The organism is Enterobacter sp. V89_11 (assembly GCF_029967775.1).
GTDB lineage: Bacteria > Pseudomonadota > Gammaproteobacteria > Enterobacterales > Enterobacteriaceae > Enterobacter > Enterobacter ludwigii.
Genome location: NZ_JASCAN010000025.1, coordinates 181847 through 203000, shown reverse-complemented (window position 1 = coordinate 203000; position 21154 = coordinate 181847). Strand labels below are relative to the sequence as shown.

The 21154-nt window shown below is 55.7% G+C and carries 20 protein-coding genes; 16 read left to right on the top strand and 4 right to left on the bottom strand.

The annotated features are described in order from the left end of the window. The first annotated feature begins 43 nt into the window (after window positions 1–43). The 6 genes from QLG09_RS19355 (at window position 44) to adrA (ending at window position 5711) form a co-directional block, all read left to right on the top strand. The gene (locus tag QLG09_RS19355; protein WP_049022712.1) at window positions 44–727 is read left to right on the top strand and encodes an extensin family protein; all 684 of its coding nucleotides are present in this window, start codon (window positions 44–46) and stop codon (window positions 725–727) included. Window positions 728–896: 169 nt separating this feature from the next. Further along, entirely contained in the window at window positions 897–2111 is a 1215-nt protein-coding gene (locus QLG09_RS19350; protein WP_025204998.1) for a multidrug efflux MFS transporter, read from the top strand. 209 nt (window positions 2112–2320) lie between these two features. Further along, window positions 2321–2581, top strand: coding sequence for an anti-adapter protein IraP (gene iraP / locus QLG09_RS19345; protein ID WP_014168818.1), 261 nt, complete (start codon window positions 2321–2323; stop codon window positions 2579–2581). Window positions 2582–2680: 99 nt separating this feature from the next. Then, on the top strand, window positions 2681–4096 hold the full coding sequence (gene phoA, locus QLG09_RS19340; RefSeq protein ID WP_049022713.1) for an alkaline phosphatase: 1416 nt from the start codon (window positions 2681–2683) through the stop codon (window positions 4094–4096). A gap of 89 nt (window positions 4097–4185) precedes the next feature. Then, window positions 4186–4506 (top strand): phosphate starvation-inducible protein PsiF, encoded by a 321-nt coding sequence (gene psiF / locus QLG09_RS19335; protein WP_014168820.1) that lies wholly within the window; start codon window positions 4186–4188, stop codon window positions 4504–4506. A gap of 101 nt (window positions 4507–4607) precedes the next feature. Continuing rightward, window positions 4608–5711, top strand: a complete 1104-nt coding sequence (gene adrA, locus QLG09_RS19330; RefSeq protein WP_049022714.1) for a diguanylate cyclase AdrA — start codon at window positions 4608–4610, stop codon at window positions 5709–5711. A 16-nt stretch (window positions 5712–5727) separates the two neighbouring features. On the opposite strand, the gene proC is transcribed toward adrA, so the two are convergent. Beyond that, entirely contained in the window at window positions 5728–6537 is an 810-nt protein-coding gene (gene proC / locus QLG09_RS19325; protein ID WP_020885239.1) for a pyrroline-5-carboxylate reductase, read from the bottom strand. A 97-nt stretch (window positions 6538–6634) separates the two neighbouring features. Between proC and QLG09_RS19320 the strand changes: the two genes are divergently transcribed. From QLG09_RS19320 to ppnP, 5 genes are all read left to right on the top strand, one after another. Continuing rightward, window positions 6635–7093 carry a YaiI/YqxD family protein gene (locus tag QLG09_RS19320; protein WP_014168823.1) on the top strand — a complete coding sequence of 153 codons (459 nt, stop codon included), beginning with the start codon at window positions 6635–6637 and terminating at the stop codon, window positions 7091–7093. A gap of 144 nt (window positions 7094–7237) precedes the next feature. Further along, window positions 7238–7762 (top strand): shikimate kinase AroL, encoded by a 525-nt coding sequence (gene aroL / locus QLG09_RS19315; RefSeq protein WP_020885238.1) that lies wholly within the window; start codon window positions 7238–7240, stop codon window positions 7760–7762. A 44-nt stretch (window positions 7763–7806) separates the two neighbouring features. Further along, window positions 7807–7998: a protein YaiA gene (gene yaiA / locus QLG09_RS19310; RefSeq protein ID WP_013095817.1), complete on the top strand. Its 192-nt coding sequence runs from the start codon at window positions 7807–7809 to the stop codon at window positions 7996–7998. A gap of 237 nt (window positions 7999–8235) precedes the next feature. Continuing rightward, complete coding sequence (locus tag QLG09_RS19305; RefSeq protein ID WP_025204994.1) at window positions 8236–8913, top strand: AroM family protein; 678 nt, start codon at window positions 8236–8238, stop codon at window positions 8911–8913. Between the two features lie 71 nt (window positions 8914–8984). Next, window positions 8985–9272 (top strand): pyrimidine/purine nucleoside phosphorylase, encoded by a 288-nt coding sequence (ppnP, locus tag QLG09_RS19300; protein WP_014168827.1) that lies wholly within the window; start codon window positions 8985–8987, stop codon window positions 9270–9272. A gap of 45 nt (window positions 9273–9317) precedes the next feature. On the opposite strand, the gene rdgC is transcribed toward ppnP, so the two are convergent. After that, complete coding sequence (gene rdgC / locus QLG09_RS19295; protein WP_014882739.1) at window positions 9318–10232, bottom strand: recombination-associated protein RdgC; 915 nt, start codon at window positions 10230–10232, stop codon at window positions 9318–9320. 123 nt (window positions 10233–10355) lie between these two features. Here rdgC and mak point away from each other — a divergent pair, with 123 nt between their 5' ends. Further along, a complete protein-coding gene (gene mak / locus QLG09_RS19290; RefSeq protein WP_049022715.1) occupies window positions 10356–11261 on the top strand; it encodes a fructokinase in 906 nt (301 codons plus the stop codon). Window positions 11262–11321: 60 nt separating this feature from the next. Here mak and sbcC read toward each other — a convergent pair whose 3' ends face one another. Together sbcC and sbcD are read right to left on the bottom strand one after the other, a co-directional pair. Next, window positions 11322–14453 carry an exonuclease subunit SbcC gene (sbcC, locus tag QLG09_RS19285; protein WP_049022716.1) on the bottom strand — a complete coding sequence of 1044 codons (3132 nt, stop codon included), beginning with the start codon at window positions 14451–14453 and terminating at the stop codon, window positions 11322–11324. Then, window positions 14450–15655, bottom strand: coding sequence for an exonuclease subunit SbcD (sbcD, locus tag QLG09_RS19280; RefSeq protein ID WP_049022717.1), 1206 nt, complete (start codon window positions 15653–15655; stop codon window positions 14450–14452). Before sbcD ends, sbcC begins: the two co-directional genes overlap by 4 nt. Window positions 15656–15842: 187 nt before the next feature. On the opposite strand from sbcD, the gene phoB reads away from it, so the two are divergent. The 4 genes from phoB to proY all read left to right on the top strand — a co-directional run bounded on the left by phoB (window position 15843) and on the right by proY (window position 21033). Further along, window positions 15843–16532 (top strand): phosphate response regulator transcription factor PhoB, encoded by a 690-nt coding sequence (gene phoB / locus QLG09_RS19275; protein WP_008503265.1) that lies wholly within the window; start codon window positions 15843–15845, stop codon window positions 16530–16532. Between the two features lie 21 nt (window positions 16533–16553). Continuing rightward, window positions 16554–17849 carry a phosphate regulon sensor histidine kinase PhoR gene (gene phoR, locus QLG09_RS19270; protein WP_014168833.1) on the top strand — a complete coding sequence of 432 codons (1296 nt, stop codon included), beginning with the start codon at window positions 16554–16556 and terminating at the stop codon, window positions 17847–17849. Between the two features lie 409 nt (window positions 17850–18258). Next, entirely contained in the window at window positions 18259–19578 is a 1320-nt protein-coding gene (gene brnQ, locus QLG09_RS19265; RefSeq protein ID WP_014168834.1) for a branched-chain amino acid transporter carrier protein BrnQ, read from the top strand. An 81-nt stretch (window positions 19579–19659) separates the two neighbouring features. Continuing rightward, window positions 19660–21033: a proline-specific permease ProY gene (gene proY / locus QLG09_RS19260; protein ID WP_014168835.1), complete on the top strand. Its 1374-nt coding sequence runs from the start codon at window positions 19660–19662 to the stop codon at window positions 21031–21033. The last annotated feature ends 121 nt before the right edge of the window (window positions 21034–21154 follow it).

Genomic DNA, 21154 nt, shown 5'->3' with positions numbered 1-21154 from the left:
CGGCCTTCTGCCATAATGTTTTGGGGAATGTTAAGGGGGGAGCGTGAAAGGAAAAACTCTGCTGACCGTTTTCATTATTGCGGCTGTCGCAACGGTGGGGTATCACTGGTTGCCGTCTTACTACAACCCTTTCACGCCGCTACATCTCGACGACCCGCCAGGCCGCATTACCCAGTATAAGCTTCGGAACTTAACGCCCCAGGCGTGCGCGAGCCTGTTATCGCAGGCCAATCAACGCGCGCTTATCCGCACACAACCGGTCGCAGACAGCGGTGGGGAGTGTCCACTCCGTAACATCGTCCGGGTACGTAACTTCGGTCCGGTCAGCCTGAACAGCAGTTTCCTTGCGAGCTGTCCGCTGGCGCTCAGTTCTGCCTTGTTTATCAGCCAGCAGGCCCGGCCACTCACCAGAAGCTATACGGGAAGTGAGCTGACGCGTGTTGAGCATCTCGGCAGCTTTGCCTGCCGCAACATTTACCATCGCCCCGACGCGCGACGCAGTGAACATGCCACGGCAGAGGCACTGGATATCACGGCGTTTGGGCTGGCGAACGGTGAGAAGGTCACGGTACAAAACGGCTGGAAGGCGACCAAAACGCAGCCATGGCTGAAAGGCATGCTGGCGGCGAGCTGCAGCTATTACGGCAACAGCCTGGGGCCAGAGTATAACGCTGCCCATGCCAGCCACTTTCACCTGGGGATGCGCGGTTTTAGTCTCTGCCGCTGAAGCATAATATTCCGTCAGAAAATGGATGATTTGTGACTTATTTCACAAATATGATGACTGGGAAGATAAAACACCAAAGTCGGCAAGTGCGCATCTCTGGTGCGACGTCATAACGCGTAACTTGCTAATCTGTCGGCGAATTCGCCTAAAAATGAAGACTATTTCTTTTATGGAATCCTGGAAAGTTAATCTCATCTCGGTCTGGTTCGGGTGCTTCTTTACCGGGCTGGCCATCAGCCAGATATTGCCCTTCCTGCCACTGTACGTGTCGCAGCTGGGCGTTACCTCCCATGAAGCGCTCTCCATGTGGTCAGGTCTGACGTTCAGCGTCACGTTTCTGGTCTCTGCCATCGTCTCGCCGATGTGGGGGAGTCTGGCCGACCGCAAAGGGCGCAAGCTGATGCTGCTGCGCGCATCGCTGGGGATGGCGATAGCCATTCTGCTGCAGGCCTTTGCCACTAACGTATGGCAGCTCTTTTTCCTGCGAGCGGTGATGGGGCTGACGTCCGGGTATATTCCGAATGCCATGGCGCTGGTGGCCTCGCAGGTGCCCCGTGAACGCAGCGGCTGGGCGCTGAGTACGCTCTCTACTGCTCAGATAAGCGGGGTCATTGGCGGCCCGCTGCTAGGGGGCTTCCTCGCCGATCATGTGGGGTTGCGCGCGGTGTTTATCATTACGGCCATCCTGCTGGTGGTCAGTTTTCTGGTCACGCTCTTCCTCATTAAAGAGGGAGGACGCCCCGTCATCAGCAAAGCTGAACGCCTGAGCGGCAAGGCCGTTTTCGCCTCGCTGCCCTATCCGGGCCTGATGATCAGCCTGTTTGTGACCACCATGGTGATCCAGCTTTGCAACGGTTCGGTCGGCCCGATTCTGGCGCTGTTTATTAAGTCGATGGAGCCAGACAGCAATAATATTGCTTTCCTCAGCGGGATGATTGCCGCCGTCCCGGGCGTATCAGCCCTCATTTCGGCGCCACGCCTTGGAAAACTGGGCGACAGGATCGGCACGGCGCGTATCCTGATGGCCACGCTGATTTTTGCGGTGGTGCTCTTTTTCGCAATGTCGTTTGTCACTTCTCCGCTTCAGCTTGGCGTGCTGCGGTTTCTGCTGGGCTTTGCCGATGGTGCGATGTTACCCGCGGTGCAAACATTGCTGGTGAAATATTCCAGTGACCAGGTAACGGGCCGTATTTTTGGCTATAACCAGTCGTTTATGTATTTAGGTAACGTTGCCGGTCCGCTTATGGGAGCCGCTGTTTCGGCAATGGCCGGTTTCCGTTGGGTATTTGCTGCTACCGCCATTGTGGTACTGATAAATATAATTCAACTGGCTATTGCACTGCGTCGCCGCAGACAAATGGCAGAGGCGAAGTCGGCGCGATAGCTGTTTCGTGGATGTATTATATATTCTTATGGTCGCCGCATTTTTATATAACTAAATGCGGCGTTTTTTATAGAAAAACGTTTCGCTGAAAGCCGCGAGGAATCTATTTTTCCTGCCGCATCACTTTTGCATAACATAATAAATTTCTTCTCTTTGCATAATGGATTCAGAATGCTAAGTTCAGACAAAACGGATAAGGAAATAGCACCATGAAAAATCTCATTGCTGAGTTGTTGGTCAAGCTTGCACAAAAGGAAGAAGAGTCAAAAGAGTTGGTCGCCCAGGTTGAAGCGCTGGAAATTGTGGTCACCGCGCTGCTGCGACAAATGGCGAAAAACGAACAACAGACGTTGATTGAGAACGTTGAAGGCGCGCTGGAAAGCGTCAGACCCGATTCCCAGGTGCCGGTTGAGGATGCTGAAATGCTCCGCCAGTACGTAAAAAAGCTGTTAAGGCATCCTCGCAACTAAACCATCACGGAACCTGACGGCGTGTCATAGAATTGTCATGCAGGATGCCTATAGTCGCTCTGTTTTATTTTTTATGTATTTGTACATGGAGAAAATAAATTGAAACAGAGCGCACTTTTCATCGCATTACTTCCCCTGTTAATGTCACCCGCTATTTATGCCGACAATCACAATACCAGCGTGCTGGATAATCGTGCGGCCAAAGGGGATATCACCCAGCCAGGCGGCGCGCGGCGGTTGACTGAAGATCAAACAGCCGCCATTCGCGCTTCGCTGAATGAGAAACCCGCTAAAAACATTATTCTGCTGATTGGCGACGGGATGGGCGATTCCGAAATAACGGCAGCACGAAATTATGCCGAAGGCGCGGGCGGCTTTTTTAAAGGTATCGACGCACTGCCTCTCACCGGACAATATACCCATTACGCGCTGGATAAAAAAACCGGTAAACCCGATTACGTGACGGATTCTGCTGCCTCTGCCACGGCGTGGTCCACCGGTGTGAAAACCTATAATGGTGCGCTGGGGGTGGATATTCGCGAAAAAGATCACCAGACCATTCTGGAGATGGCTAAAGCGGCGGGACTGGCTACCGGCAACGTCTCTACGGCTGAACTTCAGGATGCAACGCCAGCGGCGCTGGTGGCGCATGTCACCTCGCGTAAATGCTACGGCCCGTCGGTGACCAGCGAAAAATGCCCGACTAACGCGCTGGAAAAGGGCGGCAAAGGCTCGATTACGGAACAACTGTTGAACGCACGTCCTGACGTGACGCTGGGCGGCGGGGCGAAAACCTTCGCGGAAACCGCAACGGCGGGCGAATGGCAGGGCAAAACGCTGCGTGAGCAGGCGCAGGCTCGCGGCTATCAGCTGGTGAGCGATGCATCTTCTCTGGCGGCGATTACTGAAGCAAGCCAGGATAAACCGCTGCTGGGTCTTTTCTCTGATGGCAATATGCCGGTGCGCTGGGAAGGGCCAAAAGCGTCCTACCACGGCAACATTGATAAGCCTGCCGTAACCTGTACGCCAAACCCAAAACGTACCGACAGCATCCCGACGCTGGCGGCGATGACCGATAAAGCGATCTCACTGCTGAGCAAGAGTGAAAAGGGCTTCTTCCTGCAGGTGGAAGGCGCGTCTATCGATAAACAGGATCATGCGGCTAACCCGTGCGGTCAGATTGGCGAGACGGTCGATCTGGACGAAGCAGTGCAGAAGGCACTTGAGTTCGCGAAGAAAGACGGCAATACCCTGGTGGTCGTTACCGCAGACCATGCGCACGCCAGCCAGATCATCCCAGCGGATACCAAAGCACCGGGCCTGACGCAGGCGCTGAACACCAAAGACGGCGCGGTGATGGTGTTGAGTTATGGCAACTCTGAAGAAGAGTCCATGGAGCATACCGGAACCCAGCTGCGCATCGCAGCATACGGTCCGCATGCGGCAAACGTGGTAGGGCTGACCGATCAAACGGATCTGTTCTACACCATGAAAGCGGCTTTGGGGCTGAAATAATAAAAGCCCGGCGGAAATCACATCTGCCGGGTGGTTTTTTTCCTGTCACGAACCAGACTTACAGTGAATGTTCACAAAAGGATGGTGCAATGAAAACAACATTACTGGTTACTCTGCTCTCGGGTCTGTTCCTGATCTCATCGGCGAACGCGGAAGAGAAAACATTAACGCCGCAGCAGCAACGCATGACCACCTGTAATCAACAGGCGACCGCACAGAGCCTGAAGGGCGATGCCCGTAAGACCTACATGAGCGGTTGCCTCAAAAACGGTGCCGCGAAGCCGGGTGAGAAAAGCCTGACGCCGCAGCAGCAAAAAATGCGCGAGTGTAATGCGAAAGCGACCGAACAGTCCCTGAAAGGCGACGATCGCAGCAAGTTCATGAGTGCCTGTCTGAAGAAAAACGTGTAGTCCTATCGGGTGAGTGGCCCCGGCGGCTCACCCGAAATTTCATACTTTCCCCGTAAGCCCCCTCTCTATAATTTGGGAAATATTTCAGAATATTCCCAAAAATGATGAATGATGAATCTTATTACAATATAAAGCGCATTCGGGAAGAGTGGAATATGACCCTTTCTCAGGATGACCCCCACCGTACCGGGATCCCGTTTGCCCGGCGAGCCCGGCTGGCGCGTGTTGTCGGACTGGCAGCGATGTTCTTCCCCCTCTCTGGCGTGCTGGTCACCTTTTCTGTATCCGGCGTCTGGTGGTTGTTCCTGGTGGGGTGGGCATTTGTCTGGCCCCATTTCGCCTGGCAGTGGTCCTGCCGTGCTGCTTCTCCTCATCAGCAGGAATGCTTTAATCTGAAGATTGATGCCATTATTGCCGGGCTTTGGATCGGCATGATGGGGATCAATGCGCTACCTACGGCAGCGCTGCTGATGATGGTGGGAATGAACATGATGGGGGCCGGCGGCTGTCGGCTGTTTTTTACCGGCATCATGTTAACCCTTCTGTCTTCCCTGGTGACGCTCCCCGTCGTGGGCCGGGTGGCTGTCTTTAACCCGGAGCCTCTGGCATGGGGCTTAACGCTTCCCGTGCTGGTGTTATATCCGATGCTTTTTGCCTGGCTCAGCCATCGTACTGCCATCAGGCTTGCAGAGCATAAACGGCGGCTGGAGCTGATGAGTACCCGCGACGGCATGACCGGCGTCTTTAATCGCCGGCACTGGGAAGTGTTGTTGAGAAATGAATTTGAACACTGTCGCCGCAACCACTGCACCGCCACGATTTTGCTTATCGATATCGATCATTTTAAGAATATCAATGACACCTGGGGCCACGATGTGGGTGATGAAGCGATCATTGCCCTGACGCGGCAACTGCAGCTAACGGTGCGTTCCGGGGATGCGATAGGCCGTTTTGGCGGGGATGAGTTTGCGGTGATCATGTCCCGGACGGCGGCAGACAGTGCCATCGCCGTGATGTCACGCGTACATGAGCGGCTGGAAACGCTGTCGTTACCGTGTGCGCCCAAGGAATCTCTGCGTATTAGCGTCGGTGTCGCGCCCTGGGGACCGCAGTTCGGGCACTATCGGGAGTGGTTAAAAGCGGCCGATGTGGCGCTGTATAAAGCGAAAAATGCCGGACGCGGCCGCACCGAGGTGGCCGCCTGACGTCCGGCGCAGATAATCAGGATTTACTCAGTTTCTCTGATTTTTCCATGCATTTTGTCATCGCTTCAATAACGGCCGAACGGAAGCCGCGCTCTTCCAGCACCCGCACCGCCTCGATAGTGGTTCCGCCAGGCGAGCAGACCATATCTTTCAGTTCACCCGGATGCTTACCGGTCTCCAGCACCATTTTGGCAGAGCCCATCACGGCCTGTGCAGCGAATTTATACGCCTGCGCTCGTGGCATACCGCCAAGCACCGCGGCGTCGGCCATCGCTTCTAAAAACATAAAGACATACGCAGGCGCTGAACCGCTCACTCCCACTACCGGATGGATCATAGATTCGGCAATGACTTCCGCTTCACCGAAGCAGCGGAAGATGTTCAGGACATCCGCCACGTCTTCCGACGTCACCAGCGCGTTAGGCGTGACGGAGGTCATGCCGGCGTTAACCAGTGACGGGGTATTCGGCATAGCGCGTACGATTTTACGGTCATGACCCAGCGCGCGCGCCAGCTGATCGAGCGTGACGCCCGCGGCAATCGATACAACCAGCGTCTCTTTGTTCAGGCTGGTGGTGATGTCGCTCAGCACTTTGATCATGATGTTCGGCTTGACGGCGCCAAAGACAATATCGGCTACCTGAGCCACTTCCTGCGCGCTTTCGGCTGCGTTGATCCCGTACCGATCGCGTAACGCGGCGACGTTGTCCGGTGATGGGGTGTAGACCCAAATCTGACCCGGCAGCACCTGTCCGCTGGCGATCAGGCCACCCAGGATGGCTTTGCCCATGTTACCGCAGCCGATAAACCCGATTTTCTTATCCATCACGATTCTCCGTCATTATGCGTTGTTTTCTCTGATTGATAGCTTAACAACGAAATGCAGGCGACAATAGTCGGCAGAATCATTATGGGGAGACAATATGGCGATTTGGGTTGATGCGGACGCGTGTCCGAATGTGATTAAAGAGATTTTATTCCGCGCGGCCGAGCGCGTGCAGATGCCGCTTACGCTGGTGGCGAACCAGAATATTCGCGTACCACCTTCCCGATTTATTCGCGCGTTGCGGGTTCCGGCCGGCTTTGACGTGGCGGATAACGAGATTGTGCGTCTGTGTAGTCCCGAGGATCTGGTGATCACGGCGGATATCCCGCTGGCCGCGGAAGTGATTGAAAAGGGAGCGGCGGCGCTGAACCCGAGAGGGGAGCGTTATTCGCCGGCGACCATTCGTGAAAGACTCACCATGCGTGATTTTATGGATACGCTTCGCGCCAGCGGCGTGCAGACCGGCGGGCCAGACAGCCTGTCCCAACGCGATCGCCAGCAGTTCGCCGCAGAGCTTGATAAGTGGCTGCTCGAAGTCAAGCGTCGCACTGCGTAATGATAACCATTGTCACTTTGTGGCACAGTATGGCCTCCGCAGGGTTGTCATCCCGTACCGCTTTGCAGTAAAGTAAACGCAACATCTTCTGCAATTATTTCTTTACGCTCTTCGGCCATCCGGCATCAAGGGGAACACCTGGTTATGACCCAACCCATCTTTTTAGTTGGCCCCCGCGGCTGTGGGAAAACCACCGTTGGCCTGGAATTGGCACGCGCGTGCGATCGTCAGTTTGTTGATACCGACCACTGGCTGCAAACCGAAGCCGGGAAAAGCATCGCGGAAATCGTTGAGCAAGAGGGGTGGGAGAGCTTTCGCGCTCGTGAAACGGCCGCGCTGAAGGCGGTCACCACGCCGTCTGCTGTTATCGCAACCGGTGGCGGCATTGTTCTCGCCGAGTGTAACCGCCGTTTTATGCGCGAAAAAGGGATTGTCATCTACCTCAGCGCACCCGTTTCGGCCCTGGTAGGGCGGCTGGAAGCATTTCCGGAAGAGGGACAACGTCCTGCGCTGACCTCCCGGCCGCTCAGCGAAGAGGTGAGCGAAGTGCTGGCCGAACGCGATGCGTTATACCGCGAAGCGGCACACCATGTTGTGGATGCTTCCGCTTCACCCGAGGATGTGGTAATTCAGATTATTACCGCCCTGCGTTTGGCTTGTGCCAGCTAAGCGGCGTCTATACTTATAGCTCAGACATAAAAAAAGGATGAGCTATGCCAACCAGACCTCCCTATCCACGTGAAGCACGCATCGTTACCGTTGAAAAAGGTAATGGCGATCAAACCGTCACCTGGTATCAGCTGCGTGCCGATCACCCCAAACCAGACTCTCTGATCAGTGAACATGAAACTGAACAGGAAGCGCTGGATGCCAAACGGCGCTACGAAGATCCTGATAAGTCGTGAATGAATTCCTAAAGGGCTAAATACCGTGCCTGAATCACACTTTTTACTCATCGCAAATGTTAAGCAGGAGTTAATATTTAGTTATTACAGGTAACTCCGTAATGGGCAGGCGATCTTTACATTTCGCGATGGGGATCACCTGCTACGCTTGGTGCTGTTTTGTTGAAAAAACGAACTGTGCAGCGTAGTGAGCCTGTACCTGTGTGAAAGATTTAGCGGTAATGGAAGGCGATGAAGATGAAGGCGACGTTGGCGATCCTCACTATTGGTGTGGTCCCTGTAAGCGAAGTGTTACCGCTCTTAACCGAGCATGTATCTGAACAACAGATAACGCATCTAAGCCTGCTGGGGAAGATGAGTCGGGAAGAGGTCATGGAAGACTACGCTGTAGAGGCGGGGGAGGATCCCCTGGCGACGTTATTAAGTGACGGTAAACTGGCGCATGTTTCGCGTCAGAAAATCGAGCGCTCGCTGCAGAGCGTAATAGAAGTGCTCGATAATCAAGGCTATGACGTTATTTTACTGATGAGTACTGCACCTGTTAAGGGACTCATCGCCCGTAATGCGATTTTGCTGGAGCCGATGCGGATCATTCCGCCGCTGGTGGCCTCCATTGTTGACGGGCATCAGGTGGGGGTCATTGTTCCCATTGAAGAGCTCATGGACAACCAGACGGCAAAATGGCACGTACTCGAAAAAATGCCTTTGTATGCGCTGGCCAATCCCTTCTGGGACAGCGAGGCCGCGCTGATTGAGGCAGGACGGGAACTGCTGGAGAGAGGGGCCGATGTGTTGATTCTGGACTGCCTTGGATTCCACCAGCACCACCGTGACTTACTGCAAAAGGCGCTGGATGTCCCGGTGCTGTTGTCCAATGTTCTGATGGCCCGGCTGGCCGCAGAGCTGTTGATCTAATGATTTTGCGTGACAGGTGATGATCATGGCCCCTATAGTGAATTTTTATCTAAAAATATAAGGGCCAGTTCATGCTTCAAAGTAACGAATACTTTTCCGGTAAAGTGAAATCCATTGGTTTTACCAGCAGCAGCACTGGCCGCGCCAGTGTCGGCGTTATGGCTGAAGGGGAATACACCTTTGGTACAGCCGAAGCTGAAGAGATGACGGTGATCAGCGGTGCGCTCAACGTCTTACTGCCGGGGGAAACAGAATGGAAAGTTTACTCTGCCGGACAAGCGTTCAACGTCCCTGGCCACAGCGAATTCCATCTGCAGGTTGCTGAACCGACCTCTTATCTGTGCCGCTACCTGAAATAAAACGTTTTATTCCCTCTCCCTGCCGGGAGAGGGTCACTGCAGGCATTACCGCTGCGCTTCGCCGCCGAGGCCTTCTACCAGATTCTGAATTAACGCTGCCAGCTCTCCGGTCATCAGGATAAAGTCTGCGTCAAAGCGCTGGGCGTAATCTTCACGATCGATATCTTCGTTCTGATCGCGCAGCTCATCACAGAATTTCAGACGCTTCACCGAGCCGTCATCGCACATCACAAACTGAATACGCTGCTGCCAGTCGAGTGCCAGTTTGGTCACCACTTTGCCCGCTTCAATGTGAACGGCGATCTCGTCGCTCACCAGATCCTGCTTTTTCGCGCGGATCACGCCGCCATCTTCGAGCAGGGCTTTGAGCTCGGCTTCATCAAGGATCTGGAAGCCCTGGGCCGCTGTACCGCTGCGCACCCATTCGGTCAGGGTCAGTTCAATCGGCGTTTCCAGCGCCAGCGGAACGACCGGTAACGATCCGATGCTTTTGCGCAGCAGGGCCAGCGTATCTTCCGCTTTTTTGGCGCTGGCGCAGTCCACCATGATCAGCCCGTTAACGGTATCGATCCACATCATTGTCTGGCTGAAACGGCTAAAGGCGCGCGGCAGCAGAGAGTGCAGAACTTCGTCTTTCAGCGAATCTTTTTCGGTTTTTTTCAGCTTGCGGCCCTGTTCGGCTTCAAGCTTGAAAATTTTCGCTTCGAGCGCCTGCTTGACCACCGGCGTGGGCAGAATTTTTTCTTCTTTGCGGGCGCAGACGATGATTTGACCCGTGCTGCTGGCGTGGGTCAATGCATCGCTTTGTGAACCCATTGGAGGAACCCAACCGGTTTTTGCCATATCCTGGCTACCGCAAGGGGAAAAGCTATAAGCGGCTAACTGTTTTTCCATCTCTTCTGCACGCAGCGAAACGTCGCGGCTGAGACGGTAAACCATCAAATTTTTGAACCACAGCATGATAATTTCCACGGCCTTGTCGTTAAATCAGCGGGCATGATAACGAATTGTCGCATCGCTTGCATTGCTAATCGGGAAGCGGGCTTCTACTCTGTTGATAATCAAAATAATGAGGAGTGTCTTGTGCGTATTGGGATTGATTTGGGCGGCACCAAAACAGAAGTCATCGCACTGAGCGAGCAGGGGGAGCAACTGTTCCGCCACCGTCTGCCTACGCCGCGCGATGATTATCACCAGACTATCGAGACGATTGCCCGGCTGGTCGACATGGCTGAGCAGGCGACAGGGCAGACCGGCACCGTTGGGATGGGGATCCCGGGCTCAATCTCGCCCTATACCGGGGTGGTTAAAAACGCCAACTCCACCTGGCTCAACGGTCAGCCTTTTGATAAAGATTTAAGTCAGCGCCTGAACCGGGAAGTGCGTCTGGCAAATGACGCCAACTGTCTGGCCGTCTCCGAAGCCATTGACGGTGCCGCCGCAGGGGCCCAGACCGTCTTTGCGGTCATTATCGGGACCGGCTGTGGCGCAGGCGTGGCCCTGGGCGGGCGCGCTCATATTGGCGGCAACGGTACGGCGGGCGAGTGGGGACATAACCCCCTGCCGTGGATGGATGACGATGAACTTAAATACCGCGCCGAGGTGCCGTGCTATTGCGGCAAGCTGGGCTGTATTGAGACGTTTATCTCCGGCACCGGTTTTGCCACCGATTATCACCGCCTGAGTGGCCAGCCACTCAAGGGGAACGAGATTATGCGCCGGGTCGGGGAACACGATCCGGTGGCTGAGCTGGCTCTCAGCCGCTATGAAATGCGGCTGGCGAAATCCCTGGCGCACGTGGTGAATATCCTTGACCCTGACGTGATTGTGCTCGGCGGCGGGATGAGCAATGTCGACCGTTTATATGCCACGGTGCCGAATCTGGTGAAGCAGTGGGTCTTCGGCGGCGAGTGTGAAACCCCGATCCGCAAAGCGGTGCACGGGGACTCCAGCGGCGTGCGCGGCGCCGCGTGGCTCTGGCCGCTATAGCCATTCTCCCTCTCCCTACGTGAGAGGGGCGGGATGAGGGTGCCCTTATGCAGGGCACCCTCACTCCACCGCAAACACCTTATCCAGCTTGCTATACCCCAGCCCGTTAATCTTCTTCACTTTGATCTGCACCGGGATCCGCTCTTTCATCGCCTCGACGTGGCTAATCACGCCAATGGTTTTCCCGGTGGCGTTCAGCGCGTCGAGCGCATCCAGGGCGGTATCCAGCGTTTCGCTGTCGAGCGTGCCGAAGCCTTCATCCAGGAACAGCGAATCGATGCGTGTCTTGTGGCTCACCAGATCGGAAAGCGCCAGCGCCAGTGCCAGGCTAACAAGGAAGCTTTCGCCGCCGGAGAGGGTACGGGTATCGCGCACCGCGTCCGCCTGCCAGGTATCCATCACTTCGAGTTCCAGCGCATCGCTGACCTTGCGCTGCAGCAAATAGCGCCCGTGCAGGCGATTTAGCTGCTGGTTGGCAAGCCAGACCAGATTATCCAGCGTGAGCCCCTGGGCAAACTTACGGAACTTGTCACCGGTGCTGGAACCTATCAGCGAATTCAGATAGCTCCAGTCATCGGCCAGCCGCGCGGCCTCTTCAATATGCTGCATGAGCACCTGCTGGTGCTGACGGTTATCGCTGTCCTGTTTAAGCTGCTGGCGGATCTCACCCTGATGAGTGGTGTTCTCCCGAAGCTGTTGTCCGAGTTGCTGTAGCTGCAACTGCAGGGTTGGCGCGTCGAGTTCCAGCCCTTCCGGTCGCTGCGTCTGATGAGCCTGCAGCTGCTGGTTTGCCTGTGCGAACAGCGCGGTTGCCTGCTGAAGCTGGTTTTCCAGGGTCTGCTTACGGTGTTCAAGACGGCGGATGGTCTCTTCATCAAGCAGTGCAGCCAGAAAGGCCTCCCGATCGGCGAAGCAGCTTGCGGTCAATGCGGCGGTGAAGTGCGTCGTGGCGTGCTGCAGCCGTTCGCTTTCAAGGCTTTCCTGCTGTTGCAGTGTGGCAAGCTGGCTCTGAAGAGAAACGCATTCGTCGTGCGTTTCGCGCCAGTTATCAGGAATGGCCGGTTCGGTTTCTGTGTCGTTTGTGGCGGGCAGGGTGTCGAGCAGCGGCATCAGAGCCGTCATGTGCTCCTGCATGACGCCATGCTGTGTCTGTTTTTCCTGCCACTGTGCGAACTCGGTTTCACGTTCGTTCAGCCAGGCAGCCTCTGTGCCTTCCTCCGGGACGTTGAGTGACAGCGTAAGCAGGGTCGTTTCCAGCGCCTGGCGCGTGGCCGTCAGCTGCTGTTGATACTGACGCGCCTGCGCGTCCTGTTCATTCAGCTGTTGCTGCAGCGTCAGACGCTGGCTCAGCTGGTAAAGCTGACGCTCATACTGCTCTTGTTCGTTCATCCACGGGGCAATATCTTCCTGAATATTCAGAGTGATATTCAGGGACGCGCAAACGGATTGCCACTCTTTAGTGAGCGCTTGCTCCTCCTGAGAGAGCGTCTGAGCGTCGTCTGTCTCACGCTGGATCTGCCGGGTCAGGGCATTCACCTGACCGAGAACTAACAATCCTTCCTCTTTAAGCGCAGCGACCTCTTTGGCTAACTGGTCGCGACGCTGCTGGTTGGCACTCAGCTCCAGCGCCTGATAGGCAGTGACCGCCGGGTGCGAGGTTGAGCCGCACAGCGGGCAGGGCTGTCCCGCCTGCAGCTGCGCACGCTCTGCCTCCAGACTTTTAATCTTCTCTTCCTGTCTGCAGAGCGTTTCAAGATCCAGGTAATGTTGGTTTTTCTCTTTGTACTGCTGGCGACGCAGCGTCAGCGTTTCATTGAGTTTTACCTGCTCTGCCTGGGCTTTCTGCAGGCTTTCACCGTTCTGGCGCAGACGCTGTTGCAGCGGCAGATAACGGGCCTGAAGCGACATCAGCCGCTGGCGGAAAGTCCGTGACTGAGCCTGTTGCTCCATCGCCACGCTGACCTCGTCAGCCGTGAGCGTCAGGGCGTTTTCCGGCATCTCTGCCAGCTTCTGGCGTAATTCAGCAATGCGCGTGGAAAGCGTGGCGATCTGATGTTTATCGCGATTCAGCTGTGCAAAATGGGCGCGCCAGCCTGCTATCTCCTGGCCCCACTGACGATACCGCTCGTGCTCTGCCAGCCACTGTGCCAGCGCCGTAAGGTCGGTCTGCAGTTGTGCATGGCTACGCTGGGCCGTATTACGGATACGCGAGCGCAGCGCGGTTTTTGCTTGTAAGCGAGCATTTACTTCAACAATGCGTTGCTTCGTTTGCCCCAGTCGGATGGTTTGCTCTTGCTGGCTGTCCCACAGTGGTCGCAGCTGGGCGGCGGGGTGAGCAAGCTGGAGCGTTGCCAGCTCGGGCGCAGCCTCGGTCAGTGCCTGTTGCGCCTGTTGCTGCAAGGTGGCAACGCGCTGCTGCTCACGTATAAGCTCGTCATTGCGCGTAAGCCACTGAAAATCTTTCTGTTGATTCTGCTGTTGCGCCAGCAGCGTTTTTTCTTCGTCAGTAAGTGCCTGCAAACTTTGCTGTAACTGCTGCTGTTGCTCTTCACTCAACAACACGACGCCTGCAGCCTGTGCTTCATACACCTCAAGGGCGTTACGCGCGGCTTTGTGTTTCTCAAACACCATGGCGGAAATCTGCCCGTAGATCTCGGTTCCGGTCAGTTCTTCCAGCAGTTCGGCGCGGTCGGAAGGTCTGGCATTGAGGAAGGCGGCAAATTGTCCCTGAGAGAGCAGCATTGAGCGGGTAAAACGGCCATAATCCAGCCCGGTGAGGGCGGCCGTTTGTTCCAGTTTATCCGACACTTTGTCGGCCAGAATTTTACCGTCCTCACAGCGTGCCAGCTCGACGCGTGGGGCCTGAAGATTACCGTCGGGCTGATTTCGCGCGCGGTTCTGACTCCAGAAAGCGCGATAGGCAATACCTTTGACTTCAAACTCAACTTCGGCAAGGCATTCGGCCGTGTCGCGCGTCATCAAATCGTTTTGTGCCTGGGAGACTTTCTGCAGGCGTGGCGTTTCGTGATACAGCGCCAGACAAATGGCGTCGAGCAGGGTCGTTTTCCCTGCGCCGGTAGCCCCGGTAATCGCAAACAGTCCGTTGCTGGCAAACGGCTCCGCGGTAAAATCGATTTTCCACTCACCCTTCAGTGAGTTGAGGTTTTTCAGACGCAGGCTGAGGATTTTCATGCGTTTTCTTCCTCATCGTTCAGGGCATGCAGGGTGTGCGTAAACAGCTCGTTCAGCCGTGCGCGTTTCGCGTCGTCAATCTCCTCGTGGGAGAGCCGGCGTTCAAAAACCTCTTCCACCCTGAGTTCGCTGAGCGTTTCGCGCTGAGCGCCGAGCAGAATTTTCTCGCGCTGCTCGCGGCTGCGGCGCACCAGCAGCACCTCTACCGGCAGGTCTTCCGTGAGTACCTGAATTTTACGCTGCACATCATGCAGGTAGTCGGCGCTGGCGATCTCAATATCCAGCCAGACCGGCGGGTTTTGTTCCACGCCGCGCCACTGTTCAAGCTGGGCGGTGATGGCGTCCAGATCGCCTTTCAGCACCGCCAGCGGCTGGGTGACGGGCACTTCCAGCGTGTCAACGGCGCTGAGCTTGCCGTCGCTAAAGCTGACCAGATGGACACTTTTGGCTTTGCCGGTCTCATCAAAACTCAGCGAGATGGGCGAGCCGCAGTAGCGAATGTGCTCGCAGCCGCCGATAACCTGCGCCCGGTGGATATGCCCGAGGGCAATATAATCCGCGGGCGGGAAGTTTTGTGCCGGGAAAGCATCCAGCGTGCCAATATAAATGTCACGCACCGCGTCGCTTTTGCTGGCCCCAACGGTGGTGAGGTGCCCGGTGGCAATCACCGGAATCGCCTGGTCGCCGCGAAGGGCACAGGCCAGGGCATGCTGCTGATGGTAATAGTCGGTGATGGCCTGCAGCAAATGCTGCTGTTTTTCAGCGCCGGAAAGCCCCGCCTGGCTTTGGACAATATCGCGCGGGCGTAAAAATGGGATCGGACACAGTACCGCACCCGGCGTCCCGTCGCGCTTTTTCAGGATCTGCGGCGCATGTCCTGCGCTGGCCACCACGGTAGTATTGAGGAACGCCAGAATATCGCGGGATTCATTTAACGTTGCGACGGAATCATGGTTGCCGGCAACAATCACCAGATGACAGCCCGTTTGCTGCAGATTGACGACAAAACGGTTATATAACTCGCGCGCATAGCTGGGGGGCGAGCCGGTATCGAAGATGTCGCCCGCCACAATAATGGCGTCCACCTCATGAGAGCGGGCCGTATCCAGCAGCCAGTTCAGGAACGCTTCGTGTTCAGCCGCCCGGCTTTTGCTGTAAAAATTTTGACCCAGATGCCAGTCAGAGGTGTGTAGTATGCGCATTGCTGATCCGTGGCGAAAAAGAGAGAGCAGGATTATAAACTGTCAGGGAACAGAAAATAACCGCTGTAATAAAACAACAGTTTGCCCTTTATAGTGGTACTGTTTTTCATAAATCTGTCATAAATCTGACGCATAATGACGCCGCATTACAAACTTGTAACTTAAATAAGATAAAACAGGGCAAAGTATGGCGAGACGTATTCTGGTCGTAGAAGATGAAGCTCCGATTCGTGAAATGGTGTGCTTCGTGCTCGAGCAAAATGGCTTCCAGCCGGTTGAGGCGGAAGATTATGACAGCGCGGTGAACCAGCTGAATGAACCCTGGCCCGATCTGATTCTGCTCGACTGGATGTTGCCTGGCGGCTCCGGGCTGCAGTTTATCAAACACCTGAAACGTGAAGCGCTAACCCGCGACATACCGGTTGTGATGCTCACGGCGCGCGGTGAAGAAGAGGATCGCGTACGCGGTCTGGAAACGGGGGCGGACGATTACATTACCAAACCGTTCTCACCGAAAGAGCTGGTTGCCCGCATTAAAGCCGTGATGCGCCGCATTTCACCGATGGCGGTGGAAGAGGTGATTGAGATGCAGGGACTGAGCCTTGACCCTACCTCACACCGCGTCATGACCGGTGAAAATCCCCTCGATATGGGGCCTACCGAATTTAAACTTCTGCATTTCTTTATGACTCACCCGGAGCGCGTATACAGCCGCGAACAGTTGCTGAATAACGTCTGGGGAACTAACGTGTATGTCGAAGACCGGACGGTTGACGTACATATCCGCCGCCTGCGAAAAGCGCTGGAACTGAGCGGCCACGATCGCATGGTGCAGACGGTCCGCGGCACGGGTTATCGTTTTTCAACCCGTTTCTGAACAATGACAGGAGTGTGACGCGTGCTGGAACGTCTGTCATGGAAAAGGCTCGTCTTTGAACTGATCTTATGCTGTATTCCGGCCTTCATTCTGGGGGCCTTTCTTGGATATTTGCCGTGGTTTCTGCTGGCGTCGGTTACCGGGCTGCTGATCTGGCATTTCTGGAACTTGCTGCGCCTCTCATGGTGGCTGTGGGTTGACCGAAGTATGACGCCTCCGCCGGGAAGCGGAAGCTGGGAGCCGCTGCTGTACGGTCTGCACCAGATGCAGATGCGTAACAAAAAGCGGCGTCGGGAGCTGGGAAGCCTGATCAAACGCTTCCGTAGCGGCGCTGAGTCGCTGCCGGATGCTGTCATTCTGACGACCGAAGAAGGGACGATCTTCTGGTGTAACGGCCTCGCGCAACAGCTGCTGGGCCTGCGCTGGCCGGACGATAATGGCCAGAACATCCTCAACCTTCTGCGTTACCCCGAGTTCACGCTGTATCTGAAAAAGCGTGATTTTACCCGCCCCCACAACCTGAAGCTCAATAATGGGCGCCATCTGGAAATTCGTGTGATGCCTTACAGCGACCAGCAGTGGCTGATGGTTGCCCGTGATGTCACCCAGATGCACCAGCTGGAAGGGGCGCGACGCAACTTCTTTGCCAACGTCAGCCACGAATTACGCACTCCGCTGACGGTGCTTCAGGGGTACCTGGAGATGATGCAGGAGCAAACGCTGGAAGGCGCGCCGCGCGAGAAAGCGTTGCATACGATGCGTGAACAAACGCACCGTATGGAAGGGCTGGTGAAACAGCTGCTGACGCTCTCGAAAATTGAGGCCGCCCCCTCGCTGGCATTGAATGACACCATTGATGTTCCGATGATGCTGCGGGTGGTGGAGCGCGAAGCGCAGACGTTAAGCCATAAAATGCATCAGCTGACCTTCGAGGTCGACAACACGCTCAAGGTGCTTGGCAGCGAAGATGAGCTGCGCAGCGCCATTTCCAATCTGGTGTATAACGCGGTGAATCATACGCCAGCGGGGACGGATATCGTGGTGCGCTGGCAGCACACGCCAACGGGCGCTGAGTTCAGCGTAGAGGATAACGGGCCGGGGATCGCACCTGAACACATCCCGCGTCTGACCGAGCGCTTCTACCGGGTGGATAAAGCGCGCTCACGGCAGACCGGCGGCAGCGGTCTGGGGCTGGCTATTGTGAAACACGCGGTGAATCATCATGAAAGCCGTCTCGATATTCAAAGCACGCTGGGTAAGGGAACCCGCTTCAGTTTCGTTATCCCGGAACGATTAATTGCCAAAAAGATCGCCTGACGACAGGCGTGTCAGTTTACCTTTCCACGGGCCAGCGTTTGCTGGCCCGTTTGCTTTGCAGTCAAGCGAAACGCGGCTGAATATTATACGGCTGGCTGTTTTTTGTTCGCATGATTAGCCATGGGTTTTTCTTATAATTAGCGTATTGTGCTGGTCTGATTTTTGATGCTGGCATAATGTTCTGGTTTCACGATCCCATCTTGCCTTTAAACGTTATAAGCGTTTAAATTGCGCCCCAGATACTGTCATACCGACTGTATTTGCGTGGTAAATCGAAAAACTATTCTTCTCCACGCCAGGACGGGAGCATATCCCGCTGAAATTGAGCAAATTTTCCGCTGTATCGTCCCGTCAGGGATAGCGAAAATCTCAATGTTTTCAACACCACATCCACAGGCAGTAAGGTTTTATGACCCATCACTTAAAATCGCGTGACATCATCGCGCTGGGCTTTATGACATTTGCGCTGTTCGTTGGCGCAGGCAACATCATTTTCCCCCCAATGGTTGGCTTACAGGCGGGTGAACACGTCTGGACCGCTGCGTTTGGTTTCCTGATTACTGCTGTGGGTCTGCCGGTACTGACCGTCGTCGCGCTGGCGAAAGTCGGTGGTGGCGTTGATAGCCTCAGCACCCCGATTGGCAAAGTGGCCGGCATTCTGCTGGCGACCGTCTGCTATCTGGCCGTTGGCCCGCTGTTTGCGACCCCGCGTACCGCGACCGTATCCTTCGAAGTGGGGATTGCCCCGCTCACTGGCGATGGCGCGATGCCGCTGTTTATCTACAGCCTGATCTACTTCGCGATTGTGATTCTGGTTTCCCTCTATCCGGGCAAGCTGCTGGATACCGTGGGTAACTTCCTGGCTCCGCTGAAAATCGTGGCGCTGATTGTGCTGGCGGTTGCGGCCATCGTCTGGCCCGCAGGCCCGATTAGCGATGCGATGGACGCCTATAAAAACGCCGCGTTCTCCAACGGCTTTGTGAACGGCTACCTGACGATGGATACGCTGGGCGCAATGGTGTTTGGTATTGTTATCGTGAATGCCGCACGTTCCCGCGGCGTAACCGAAGCGCGTCTGCTGACTCGCTACACCATCTGGGCTGGCCTGATGGCCGGTGTAGGGCTGACGCTGCTGTACCTGGCGCTGTTCCGCCTGGGCTCAGATAGCGCCATACTGGTCGATCAAAATGCCAACGGCGCGGCGATCCTCCATGCTTACGTACAGCACACCTTTGGTGGTGCGGGTAGCCTGCTGCTGGCGGTACTGATTTTCCTGGCGTGCCTTGTCACCGCCGTGGGGCTGACCTGCGCCTGCGCTGAGTTCTTTGCTCAGTATCTGCCGCTCTCTTACCGTACGCTGGTCTTTATCCTGGGCATCTTCTCCATGGCGGTGTCAAACCTCGGTCTGAGCCACCTGATTCAGGTCTCTATCCCGGTGCTGACGGCCATCTATCCGCCGTGTATCGTGCTGGTGGTGCTGAGCTTCACCCGCCCGTGGTGGAACAACTCGTCGCGAATTATTGCACCAGCCATGTTTATCAGCCTGATTTTTGGTATCCTTGACGGGATTAAAGCATCCGCCTTTGCGCAAATACTGCCAGCCTGGACACAGCGTCTGCCGCTGTCCGAGCAAGGCCTGGCCTGGTTGATGCCTACCGTTGTTGCACTGGTTCTGGCCATTATCTGGGATCGTGCTGCAGGGCGTCAGGTCGCATCGAACGCCCATTAATCAACGGCAACAAACTGTTTAACCACGGGGCTTAAGGCCCCGTGGTTTTTTGTTTTTTTCGAGTTGAATGGCAAGATTTAAATGGAAAGCACTAACAAACTCAAACGTGGACTCAGCACCCGCCACATTCGCTTTATGGCGCTGGGATCCGCTATCGGTACCGGTCTTTTTTATGGCTCGGCAGATGCCATTAAAATGGCCGGTCCCAGCGTTCTGCTGGCCTACATCATCGGTGGCGTGGCCGCGTATATCATCATGCGCGCCCTCGGGGAGATGTCGGTTCACAATCCGTCTGCCAGTTCGTTCTCGCGCTATGCGCAGGAAAACTTAGGCCCGCTGGCGGGCTTCATCACCGGATGGACCTACTGCTTCGAAATTCTGATTGTGGCCATTGCCGACGTTACCGCCTTTGGCATCTACATGGGCGTCTGGTTCCCCGCGGTTCCGCACTGGATCTGGGTGCTGAGCGTGGTGCTGATCATCTGTGCCGTCAATCTGATGAGCGTGAAGGTGTTTGGTGAACTGGAGTTCTGGTTCTCCTTCTTCAAAGTTGCCACCATTATCATCATGATTATCGCGGGCTTCGGGATCATCATCTGGGGTATCGGCAACGGCGGTCAGCCAACGGGGATCCATAACCTCTGGAGCAATGGCGGCTTCTTCAGCAACGGCTGGCTCGGCATGGTGATGTCGCTGCAGATGGTCATGTTTGCCTACGGCGGGATCGAGATTATCGGCATTACCGCCGGGGAAGCGAAAGACCCGGAGAAATCCATTCCGCGCGCCATCAACTCAGTGCCAATGCGTATTCTGGTGTTCTATGTGGGGACGCTGTTCGTCATTATGTCCATCTACCCGTGGAACCAGGTGGGCACTAACGGCAGCCCGTTTGTGCTGACCTTCCAGCATATGGGCATCGCGTTTGCCGCCAGCATCCTGAACTTTGTGGTGCTGACCGCCTCGCTTTCGGCAATCAACAGTGACGTCTTTGGCGTGGGCCGCATGCTGCACGGAATGGCGGAGCAGGGCAGTGCGCCTAAGGTGTTTGCCAAAACCTCTCGTCGCGGCACGCCGTGGGTGACGGTAATGGTGATGACCGTAGCCCTGCTGCTGTCGGTCTACCTGAACTACATCATGCCGGAGAATGTGTTCCTGGTGATTGCGTCGCTGGCGACCTTCGCGACCGTGTGGGTGTGGATCATGATCCTGTTGTCACAGATTGCGTTCCGTCGCCGTCTGTCACCGGAAGAGGCGAAAGCGCTGAAGTTCAAAGTGCCGGGTGGGGTGGTGACAACCGCTGTCGGTCTGGTCTTCCTGGTCTTTATCATCGCCCTGATTGGCTATCATCCGGATACCCGTATCTCCCTTTACGTGGGCTGTGCGTGGATCGTCCTGCTGCTGCTGGGCTGGATGTTCAAATGCCGCCGCGACCGTCAGCTGGCGCAGGCACAGTAATCTTCCCTCTCCCCTCAGAGGGACTGGAAGGAGGCATCCGCTCACGCTGATGCCTCCTCCCCCGTCCTCCTCCCTCAATAAACCTCGTCATGATGAGCTAACCTTAACCACCCTGTGGCAA

Bases quoted from the DNA above. Each gene is read 5' to 3' on its own strand.
- psiF (WP_014168820.1), top strand. From the start codon at position 4,186: ATGAAAACAACATTACTGGTTACTCTGCTCTCGGGTCTGTTCCTGATC.
- iraP (WP_014168818.1), top strand. From the start codon at position 2,321: ATGAAAAATCTCATTGCTGAGTTGTTGGTCAAGCTTGCACAAAAGGAA.
- QLG09_RS19320 (WP_014168823.1), top strand. From the start codon at position 6,635: ATGGCGATTTGGGTTGATGCGGACGCGTGTCCGAATGTGATTAAAGAG.
- rdgC (WP_014882739.1), bottom strand. From the start codon at position 10,232: ATGCTGTGGTTCAAAAATTTGATGGTTTACCGTCTCAGCCGCGACGTT.
- QLG09_RS19305 (WP_025204994.1), top strand. From the start codon at position 8,236: ATGAAGGCGACGTTGGCGATCCTCACTATTGGTGTGGTCCCTGTAAGC.
- phoB (WP_008503265.1), top strand. From the start codon at position 15,843: ATGGCGAGACGTATTCTGGTCGTAGAAGATGAAGCTCCGATTCGTGAA.
- brnQ (WP_014168834.1), top strand. From the start codon at position 18,259: ATGACCCATCACTTAAAATCGCGTGACATCATCGCGCTGGGCTTTATG.
- sbcD (WP_049022717.1), bottom strand. From the start codon at position 15,655: ATGCGCATACTACACACCTCTGACTGGCATCTGGGTCAAAATTTTTAC.
- adrA (WP_049022714.1), top strand. From the start codon at position 4,608: ATGATGAATGATGAATCTTATTACAATATAAAGCGCATTCGGGAAGAG.
- QLG09_RS19350 (WP_025204998.1), top strand. From the start codon at position 897: ATGGAATCCTGGAAAGTTAATCTCATCTCGGTCTGGTTCGGGTGCTTC.
- aroL (WP_020885238.1), top strand. From the start codon at position 7,238: ATGACCCAACCCATCTTTTTAGTTGGCCCCCGCGGCTGTGGGAAAACC.
- proC (WP_020885239.1), bottom strand. From the start codon at position 6,537: ATGGATAAGAAAATCGGGTTTATCGGCTGCGGTAACATGGGCAAAGCC.
- ppnP (WP_014168827.1), top strand. From the start codon at position 8,985: ATGCTTCAAAGTAACGAATACTTTTCCGGTAAAGTGAAATCCATTGGT.
- yaiA (WP_013095817.1), top strand. From the start codon at position 7,807: ATGCCAACCAGACCTCCCTATCCACGTGAAGCACGCATCGTTACCGTT.
- proY (WP_014168835.1), top strand. From the start codon at position 19,660: ATGGAAAGCACTAACAAACTCAAACGTGGACTCAGCACCCGCCACATT.
- sbcC (WP_049022716.1), bottom strand. From the start codon at position 14,453: ATGAAAATCCTCAGCCTGCGTCTGAAAAACCTCAACTCACTGAAGGGT.